Here is a 9,369-nt window from a genome sequence, read left to right as displayed (position 1 = left end):
GAAGATGCGGCCGCGGCGCCAAGCTACCCCACGGGCTGCAAACCAAGGGGGATACGGGCTCACGACCGCGATGCGGTGCCGGGCATTGCCCGGCACCGCATCTCCACCATCCTCGCAGATCTTCAACACACAAGGGGGAGGGGGTTCGGGCCGCTGGAATCACCCTCGGGTGTCGTCGCGGGTTCCCGAACACCCTAGCCGTTCCGAGCCGGCACCCTTCGATCGACAACCCCCTCCCCCTATCCCCCTCCCGCAAGGGGAGGGGGGACTGGTTTGGCCGGTTGCCTGAACCTGCCACCCTCACTTCTTCGGCAGCAGCTTGATCCCCGGCGCCGGGGTCTCGTAGTCGTCGGCATCCTTGCCCTCGGCCGGGATCTCGATCCAGCGGTCGGTCCCGGTCTCGCACTCCTGCACCACCGGGAAGTACAGGTGCTTGCCGGGCGTCAGGCCCGCGGTCAGGTAGCTGCGGAAGACGAACTCGTCATAGAACTCGTCCGGCAGCTTGCCGCCGCTCCACACCACCTCCGTCACCCCCTCGCTGGTCGGGGTGCCGTAATAGTCATAGGACGCGGCGTACTTGCCCTTCACCGTCTCCAGGGTCCAGCCGGGCTTCGGCATCGGCTTGACCGCGATCACCCCCTCGGGGATCTGGACGCGGATCTTCACGGTCGCCGAGCCTTCGCAGCCATGCGGCACGCGCAGCACCGCCTTGTAGGTGCCGCCGACCGGCGCCTCCTGGGTCTCCAGCGTGATATGGGCGAAGGCCGGGGTGGCGGCGAAGGCGGCCAGCGCCAGGGCGGGGAGAATCGATTTCAGCATGGCGGGTCTCCGGGTCGCCGGCGCGGCCGGCGACGGTCGAAAGGAATTGAGGAATCAGGCGTCGGCTGCCAGCAGGCGGCGCAGCGCGGCCAGCCGCTCGGGCTCGGGCGTGCCGTAGGCGATGATGTCGCGGAACCGGCCCTCGGCATCCATCAGGTACACCATGGCCGAATGGTCCATGGTGTAGTCGCCGTCGGTGGTCGGCACCTTGCGCCAGTACACCCGGTAGGATTTCGCCACGGCGGCGATCTCCTCCGGCGTGCCGGTCAGGCCGGTGATGCGCGGGTCGAAGGACTGCAGGTACTGCTGCAGCATCTCCGGCCGGTCGCGTTCCGGGTCGACGGTGACGAACAGCACGCGCAGCCGGTCGCCGTCGGGCCCCAGCGCCGCCAGCGCCTGCGACATCTCCCACAGCGTGGTCGGGCAGATCTCCGGGCAATGGGTGAAGCCGAAGAACACGGCGAAGGGCCGGCCCTTCAGCTCGGCGTCGGTCAGCGTCGCCCCGGTCTGGTCGGTCAGGCGGAACGGACCGCCCGGCTCGGTGCCGAGCGCCACGACCCGGCCGGTGGCCGGGTCCTTGGAATAGACCAGCAGGAAGCCGGCGGCGCCGACCAGGATGGCGGTGACGGCCAGCAGCACTGGCACCAGGATGCGGGCGCGCATCTCAATGCTCCGCCCCCGGAGCGGTGGCGCCGATCGGCGCCACCTCGAAGGTCACGGCGATGGTGCCGGCCTTCTCGAAGGTCAGGGTACCGGCGAAGCTCTCGCCCGCCTTCAGCGGCCTCTTCAGGTCCATCATCATCAGGTGGAAGCCGCCGGGTGCCAGCGCCGCGGTGCCGTTGGCCGGGACGGGCACGCCGCCTTCGACCGGCCGCATGGTCATGACGCCGTCCTTCAGGCCCATCTCGTGGATCTCGACGCGGCCGGCGACCTCGGCCGTGACCGAGACCAGCCGGTCCGGTTCGGCCCCGTCGTTGCGGATCTCGGCATAGCCGCCGCCGACCTTGGCGGCGGGCGGCGTGGCCCGGGCCCAGGGATGGGCCACCTCGATCGGGCCGGACTTGAATTCGTGCGCGGTCGCCGCACCAGTGGCCAGCAGCGCCAGGGCGGCGGCGAAAGCGGCGGAGCGCAGATGCGCGAACAGGGACATGGGAATGTGCTCCAGGCTGGCCGGGCGGCGCGTCTCTGGCGCCAGGCTCCGGCCGTGAACCGACGGGGGCCTGCCGTCTCTGCAGGCCCGGCTTGGATCACGCCTGGGCGGGAGGGGCCCTCGGATTCGCGGGCGAGCGCTGGGGCGCGGTGGCGACGGTGGCCAGGGGCAGGGGCGCGGGCTCGCTGCGGCCGGCCAGGTGCGGCACCAGCAGCACCGCGACGAAGCCCGGCACCGGGGCGCCGCCGAACATGGCGCAGCCGGTGGTGCAGCAATCGGGCAGGTGCGGATGGCCGGCCGGCAGGTCCTGGCGGGCGGGGATCGTCCCGTCATCGGTGCGGCAGAGGGCGGAGAGCGGGTCGAAGGCCGCCGGGGCGGCGCTGGCGCCGATGGCGAGGCCGCCGAGGATGGCCTGGACGAACAGCAGATAGGCCGCGCCCAGCGCGACCCACGATGCCCGTCTCCGTGCCCACCTCATGCGCACCGTCGGCGCTCCCCCTTCTCTCCCGGCCGGGATATCACGGTCGCGGCCGGGGGCAAACCCGGCCGCTCTGCGACATGGTGCCCCCGATCGCCTGCGCTGTCAGCCCTTGAAGCCGCGGGCCAGGGCGTCGGCGTTGCGGGCCAGCAGGCCGAGATCGGTGCCGACCGCGACGAAGCGGTAGCCCCATTCGATGTAGCGCCGGGCCTCGGCCTCGACCGAGGTCAGGATGCCGGCCGGCTTGCCGATGGCGGTCAGGCGCCGCACGGCGTCCTGGATCGCGTCCTGCACCTCCGGGTGCTGCGAGTTGCCGATATGGCCCAGCGATGCCGACAGGTCGGACGGGCCGATGAACACGCCGTCGACGCCGTCGACCGAGGCGATCTCCTCGATCCGCGCCAGCGCCTCGCCGGTCTCGACCTGCAGCAGCACGCAGATCTCGGCATCGGCCTTCTTGAGATAGTCCGTCACCCGGCCGTAATGGCTGCCGCGGCCGCTGGTGGTGATGCCGCGGATGCCGGCCGGCGGATAGCGGCAGGCGGCCACGGCGCGGCGCGCCTCCTCCGCGGTCTGGACGAAGGGGATCAGCAGCGCCTGGGCGCCGATGTCGAGGATGCGCTTGATCAGCACCGGGTCGTTCCAGGCCGGCCGGACGATGCCCGTGGCCGTGCCGCGCGCCGCCGCCTGCAGCTGCGACAGCAGGTCCGGCAGCTCGTTCGGCGAATGCTCGGTGTCGAACAGGATCCAGTCGAAGCCGCTGTCGCCGATGATCTCGGCGACGATGTTGCTGCACAGGCTGCTCCACAGCCCGATCTGGGTCTGCCCGGCGGCCAGCGCCGCCTTGAACCGGTTCCGGTCGAGGTCCATCGGTGTTCCTTGTCTCAGCGGGTCCGCCGCACGCGGCAGCCGCGGATGGTGGTCGGGCTGCCCTCGAGCTCCACCTTGCCCTGCGCCGCCAGCTGGCGCAGCCGCCAGAAGCAGAAGGCATCGGTGGCGAAGAAGCCGGTGATCGTGCCCATCGGCCGGCCGACCGCGCGGCCCGCCGGCGTCCAGTCGTCCTCGACCGCGGCGAGGATCTCGGCGTCGTGCGCGTCGATCGGGTGGGTGGTGATGGCGCCGTCGCGGTGGTGGCGCAGGCCGCCGCCATCGGCGCGCAGCCGCTCCCATTCCGCCGCCAACGCGGCGCGGCGCTCCGCCGGCGCCGGCCGGGCGGTGGCCTCGGCCGCCGGCACGCGCTGCCGCTCCAGCATCGCCACGGCGGTCATGCCGTCGCCGCGGCGATCATCCGGCGTGACCGCGACCTCCCGCACCGGCGCGGCGGTATCGCGCAGGGCCCACAGCGCCCGGCGCAGCGTCAGCTGCTCGGCGGCGCCGCTGCCGTGCCAGATCACGAACGCCTCCGCCGCCTCCGGCAGGCCGCGCAGCGTCGCCGCCTCGGCCGCCAGCTGGTCGACGAAGGCGCCGCCGGTCTCGATCGCCTCGCGGTCCTCGTCCGGGAACACCGCGTGCCAGAAGGCGGCGCGGGCGTCGGGCCGGTCGCTGTCGACATCGGCCAGCGGCCCGACCGCCAGGTCGTCGCGCAGGATCAGCACCGCGGTTTCGGGCAGGGCCAGCCCGGCGCGGATCACCTCGGCGGCGCTGTCGCCGCAGCACAGATGCAGCATGGGAACGGGCATCGCGGGTCCTCCGGATCGGGATCCGGACTATAGCAACCCGATCGCCGCGGCACAGTGCGGCAAGGGGGCTATGACGTGGCCGGCCCGGCCTCGCCCACCGGCACGGCCGCCGCGGGCGGCGTGCGCAGCAGCACGGCGCCCAGCACCGCCGCCAGCGCGGCGAAGCAGGCGCCGGCCAGGAAGGCGGCCTGGTAGCCGCCGACCAGCGCCGCCGGCTGGTCGGCGCCGGCCGCCAGCAGCCCGCCGGTGCGCGACGCCGCCAGGCTGGCCAGGATGGCCAGGCCCAGCGCCCCGCCCATCATGAAGGCGGTGTTGACCATGCCGGAGGCGAGGCCGGATTCGGTCGGGCCGACCTCGCTCATCGCCGCCAGCAGCACCGGGTTCAGCGCCATGCCGCAGCCCAGGCCCAGCAGCAGCATCCCGGGCAGCACATGCAGGGCGAAGCTGCCGCCGACCGGGGCCCAGGCGAACAGCGCCAGCCCGGCGGCGGCCAGCAGCAGCCCGACCACGATCGGCAGCCGGATCCCGACGCGCATCACCAGCCTGGCCGACAGGCCGAGCGAGAAGGCGGCCATGATCAGGTTGGCCGGCAGGAAGGCCAGGCCGACCTCCATCGGGCCGTAGGCCAGCACCTGCTGCATGTAGAGGGCGGACAGGAAGAACCAGGCGAACATGGCGGCGGCCCACAGCGTGCCGATGACGTTGGCCACGGCCAGGCTGCGCAGCCGGAACAGGCCCAGCGGCATCAGCGGCGCGGCCACGCGGGTCTCGATCGCCACGAACGCGGCCAGCAGCACCACGGCGCCGCCGAGCAGGCCGAAGGTTTGGGCCGAGGTCCAGCCGGCGTCGTTGCCGTTGACGATGGCATAGACGGCCAGCATCAGCGCCGCGGTCACGGTGACCGCTCCAGCGATGTCGAGCCGCCGGTCCGCCGCCTCGTTTCGAGTGGCGGGCAGAAGGGGCAACGACAGGCCGAACACGGCGATGCCGATCGGCAGGTTGATCAGGAAGATCCAGTGCCAGCTCAGCGCGCCGGTCAGCAGGCCGCCCAGCAGCACGCCCACGCTGCCGCCGCCGGCCGCGACGAAGCCGTAGACGCCCATCGCCTTGGCCCGGTCCGCCGGCTCGGTGAACAGGTCCATGATCAGCGACAGGGCGACGGCGGAGACCACGGCGCCGCCCAGCCCCTGCACCGCGCGGAAGGTGATCAGGAAGACTTGGTTCGTGGCCAGCCCGCAGGCCAGCGACGCCAGGGTGAAGACGGCGAGGCCGATCAGGAACAGCCGGCGGTGTCCGAACAGGTCGCCCAGCCGGCCGCCCAGCAGCAGGAAGCCGCCGAAGGTCAGCAGATAGCCGTTCACCACCCAGGCCAGGGTCGAGTCGTTGAAGCCGAGATCGGTCTTGATCGAGGGCAGCGCCACGTTCACGACCGTCGAATCCAGCACGATCATCAGCACGCCGAGGCACAGCACGGTCAGCGCCAGCCAGCGCCCGTCCCGAGGCGCCGCCGTCCGAGGCTCGACAGGGCGGTCCGTCATGGCGTTCTCCCTTTCGCTGCGTCCCGCGGCGGGCGGATCGGCGGTCCCGTTTCTTAACTTAAGGGTTGAGTATCACGCCGCTGCCGGACGGGGCAAGACCCCCTTCCTGGCCTGGCGGCATCAGCTCAGCCCCTCATGCCGCAGGGCCAGCTGCACCGCCGGCCGGGCGTTCACCCGGTCGAAATAGGCCGGCAGCGGGTCGGGCCGCTGCAGGTTGAGGTCCCGGGCCCAGCGCAGCATGACGTAGAGATAGGCGTCGGCGACGCTCATCTCCGCGCCGAACAGATAGTCGCCGGGCAGCCGCTCGGCGAGATAGCCGAGGCGCTGCGCCACCACCTCGTCGACGGCCTGCTTCTCCTCCCCGCTGATCGGGAAGATCGACCGGATCAGCAGCTTGTGCAACTCGGCGCCGATGAAGCTCAGCATCTCGGCCAGCCGGATCCGCCCCATCTCGCCGGCGGGGGCCAGTCGCGGCGCGCGCTGGGCCACCCAGGTCAGGATCGCGGCGTTCTCGGTCAGCACCGTGCCGTCGTCCAGCACCAGCGCCGGGACATAGCCCTTCGGGTTGACCCGGGTGAAGTCGTCGCCCGATTCGGTCCGCCGCGTCGGGATGTCGACACGGATGCGCTCGAACTCAAGCCCGGCCTCGTGCAGGGCGATGTGGTCGGCCAGGCTGCAGGCGCCGGGGGCGAGGTACAGCTTCATGGAAGGCCTCCTCAGTGAGCGGCCCGGCGCCGCAGGAAGGCGTCGAGCTTGTCCAGGATCTCGCGCCAGCCGCCCTCGCGGATCTCCGGCTGGTCGCCGCCGTCCAGGAACACCGCCTGCTCGGTGAAGACCAGCCGGGTGCCGGCCCCGTCCGGCAGCAGCTCGACCGTGCTCAGCGAGGCGGAGATCCGGGTGTCGCCGCGGTCGATCGTGTAGCTGAACACGATACGCCGGTCGGGCACGATGTCGGCGTAGCGCGTCTCGTTGCGGTAGACCGGGTCGCCCGGCGGGCCGAAGCGGCTGGTCTCGATGCCGCCGACGCGGAAGTCGAATCGCGGCTCCGCCAGCTCCCAGTCGTCGCCGGGGGCGCCCCAGACCAGCCGGGCGGCGGGGTCGGCCCAGGCCCTGAACACGCGGGATGGCGGCGCGTCGTAGCGGCGCCGGATGGTGAAGCTGCCATGCTGCACGGATCGCTCGCTCATGACGGTTCCTCCGGCGTGGCTTGTTGCTTAAGTGGTGGCTTCAGTATCATGGCGAAAGGGGCCAGGGCAAGGCGACCCGCCGGCTGGTTTTGACCTGGACCGCGGCGGCGCGGTAGAAGCAGCCCCTTCCGGTTCCCATCACAACACCCCCGGTCGTTCGATGATCTCCATCAGCCAGCGCATTGCCGACGAGCTCTCCGTGCGCGAGGCCCAGGTCGCCGCCACGGTCGAGCTGCTTGACGGCGGCGCGACCGTTCCCTTCGTCGCCCGCTACCGCAAGGAGGCGACCGGCGGCCTGGACGACGCCCAGCTGCGCACGCTGGACGAGCGGCTGCGCTATCTGCGCGAGCTGGAGGAGCGCCGGAAGACGATCCTCGACAGCGTCGCCGAGCAGGGCAAGCTGGACGATGCGCTGCGCGCCCAGATCGAGGCGGCCGAGACCAAGGCCCGGCTCGAGGACATCTACCTGCCCTACAAGCCGAAGCGCCGGACCAAGGCGATGATCGCCCGCGAGGCGGGGCTGGAGCCGCTGGCCGACTCGCTGCTGGGCGACCCGACCCGCGACCCGCAGGAGGCCGCCGCCGCCTTCGTCGATGCCGAGAAGGGCGTGGCCGATGCTGCCGCGGCGCTGGACGGCGCCCGCTCGATCCTGGTCGAGCGCTTCGGCGAGGATGCCGATCTGATCGGCGCCCTGCGCGAGGAGGCCTGGACCCGCGGCCGGCTGCTGTCGAAGATGCGCGAGGGCAAGGAGCAGGCGGGCGCCAAGTTCTCCGACTATTTCGACTATGCCGAGAAGCTGACCAAGCTGCCCTCGCACCGCATCCTGGCCCTGTTTCGGGGCGAGAAGGAGGAGGCGCTGTCGCTGACGCTGGAGCCGGAGGAGCTGCCCGACTCGGCGGACCGCAAGGCCCCCGGCCTGTATGAGCAGCGCATCGCCAACCGCTTCGGCGTCGCTGACCAGGGCCGGCCGGGCGATGCCTGGCTGGCGGAGACGGTGCGCTGGGCCTGGCGCACCAAGATCCTGGTGCATCTCGACATCGACCTCCGGCTGCGCCTGTGGCAGGCGGCGGAGGAGGAGGCGGTGAAGGTCTTCGCCGGCAACCTGCGCGACCTGCTGCTGGCGGCGCCGGCCGGCACCCGCGCCACCATGGGGCTGGACCCCGGCTTCCGCACCGGGGTGAAGGTCGCCGTGGTCGACGCCACCGGCAAGGTCGTCGCCACCACCGCGATCTTCCCGCATGAGCCGCAGAAGCGCTGGGACGAGTCGATCGCCAGCCTGGCCGGGCTGGCCCAGGCGCATGGCGTCGACCTGGTCGCCATCGGCAACGGCACGGCGTCGCGCGAGACCGACAAGCTGGCCGCCGAGCTGATGAAGCGGCATCCGGACCTCAGGCTGACCAAGGCGGTGGTGTCGGAGGCCGGGGCGTCGGTCTACTCGGCCTCGGCCTTCGCCTCGCAGGAGCTGCCGGAGCTCGACGTGTCGCTGCGCGGCGCGGTGTCGATCGCCCGCCGGCTGCAGGACCCGCTGGCCGAGCTGGTGAAGATCGACCCGAAGTCGATCGGCGTCGGCCAGTACCAGCACGACCTCAGCGAGGCCAAGCTGTCGCGCTCGCTCGACGCCGTGGTCGAGGACTGCGTGAACGCGGTCGGCGTCGACCTCAACACTGCCTCGGCGCCACTGCTGGCCCGGGTGTCCGGCGTCGGCGAGGGGCTGGCCCAGAACATCGTGCAGCATCGCGACGCCAACGGCCCGTTCCGGGTGCGCGCGGCGCTGAAGGACGTGCCGCGGCTGGGGCCCAAGGCGTTCGAGCAATGCGCCGGCTTCCTGCGCATCCCGAACGGCGACGACCCGCTCGACGCCTCGGGCGTGCACCCCGAGGCCTATCCGGTGGTGCGCCGGATCATCGAGGCCACGGGCGGCGAGATCAAGGCGCTGATCGGCGACACCGCGGCCCTGCGCGGGCTGGAGCCGGAGCGCTTCACCGACGACACCTTCGGCGTGCCGACGGTGACCGACATTCTGCGCGAGCTGGAGAAGCCGGGCCGCGACCCGCGTCCCGCCTTCAAGACCGCGACCTTCAAGGAGGGCGTGGAGAAGCTTAGCGACCTGCAGCCCGGCATGGTGCTGGAGGGGGTGGTCACCAACGTCGCCGCCTTCGGTGCCTTCGTCGATATCGGCGTGCACCAGGACGGGCTGGTGCACATCTCGGCCATGTCCAAGACCTTCGTGAAGGACCCGCGCACGGTGGCCAAGCCGGGCGACGTGGTGAAGGTCAAGGTGCTGGAGGTCGACCCGCAGCGCAAGCGCATCGGCCTGACCATGCGGCTGGACGATGACGGCCAGGCACGCCCGCCGCGCCGCGAGGGCGGCGCCCCCGGCGGCCGGCCCGAAGGCCGCGACCGGCCGCGGCACCAGCAGCAGGGCCGGCCCGGCCAGCCGGGGCAGGGCGGTCAGGGTCAGGGCGGCCAAGGTCGCGATGGCCAGGGTCGGGGGGGCCAGGGCCGTGGTGACGGCCAG

The 9,369-nt window shown here is 72.2% G+C and carries 10 protein-coding genes; 1 reads left to right on the top strand and 9 read right to left on the bottom strand.

The genetic code is table 11. From position 1 onward, the window contains the following. Window positions 1-300 precede the first annotated feature (300 nt). From BWR60_RS34775 to BWR60_RS34735, 9 genes are all read right to left on the bottom strand, one after another. Window positions 301-819 (bottom strand): YcnI family protein, encoded by a 519-nt coding sequence (locus BWR60_RS34775; RefSeq protein ID WP_088157722.1) that lies wholly within the window; start codon window positions 817-819, stop codon window positions 301-303. A gap of 54 nt (window positions 820-873) precedes the next feature. Beyond that, on the bottom strand, window positions 874-1,482 hold the full coding sequence (locus tag BWR60_RS34770) for an SCO family protein (RefSeq protein WP_088157720.1): 609 nt from the start codon (window positions 1,480-1,482) through the stop codon (window positions 874-876). Between the two features lies 1 nt (window position 1,483). After that, the gene (locus BWR60_RS34765) at window positions 1,484-1,969 is read right to left on the bottom strand and encodes a copper chaperone PCu(A)C (protein ID WP_088157718.1); all 486 of its coding nucleotides are present in this window, start codon (window positions 1,967-1,969) and stop codon (window positions 1,484-1,486) included. Between the two features lie 97 nt (window positions 1,970-2,066). After that, window positions 2,067-2,447 carry a hypothetical protein gene (locus tag BWR60_RS34760; protein WP_088157716.1) on the bottom strand — a complete coding sequence of 127 codons (381 nt, stop codon included), beginning with the start codon at window positions 2,445-2,447 and terminating at the stop codon, window positions 2,067-2,069. Window positions 2,448-2,552: 105 nt separating this feature from the next. Then, complete coding sequence (locus BWR60_RS34755) at window positions 2,553-3,317, bottom strand: HpcH/HpaI aldolase family protein (RefSeq protein ID WP_088157714.1); 765 nt, start codon at window positions 3,315-3,317, stop codon at window positions 2,553-2,555. A gap of 14 nt (window positions 3,318-3,331) precedes the next feature. After that, window positions 3,332-4,126, bottom strand: coding sequence for a DUF1835 domain-containing protein (locus BWR60_RS34750; protein WP_088157712.1), 795 nt, complete (start codon window positions 4,124-4,126; stop codon window positions 3,332-3,334). 68 nt (window positions 4,127-4,194) lie between these two features. After that, a complete protein-coding gene (locus BWR60_RS34745) occupies window positions 4,195-5,664 on the bottom strand; it encodes a DHA2 family efflux MFS transporter permease subunit (protein ID WP_088157710.1) in 1,470 nt (489 codons plus the stop codon). A gap of 120 nt (window positions 5,665-5,784) precedes the next feature. Beyond that, entirely contained in the window at window positions 5,785-6,369 is a 585-nt protein-coding gene (locus BWR60_RS34740) for a glutathione S-transferase N-terminal domain-containing protein (RefSeq protein ID WP_088157708.1), read from the bottom strand. Window positions 6,370-6,380: 11 nt separating this feature from the next. Further along, window positions 6,381-6,851: an SRPBCC family protein gene (locus BWR60_RS34735; protein ID WP_088157706.1), complete on the bottom strand. Its 471-nt coding sequence runs from the start codon at window positions 6,849-6,851 to the stop codon at window positions 6,381-6,383. A 160-nt stretch (window positions 6,852-7,011) separates the two neighbouring features. Here BWR60_RS34735 and BWR60_RS34730 point away from each other — a divergent pair. Then, window positions 7,012-9,369 (top strand): Tex family protein (locus BWR60_RS34730; RefSeq protein ID WP_088157724.1); only part of this gene is annotated, 2,358 nt, incomplete at its 3' end.

This window comes from Inquilinus limosus (assembly GCF_002195995.1).
GTDB lineage: Bacteria > Pseudomonadota > Alphaproteobacteria > DSM-16000 > Inquilinaceae > Inquilinus > Inquilinus limosus_C.
The sequence above is the reverse complement of the archived record's forward strand: the minus strand, read 5'-3'. Positions and strand labels throughout refer to the sequence as shown.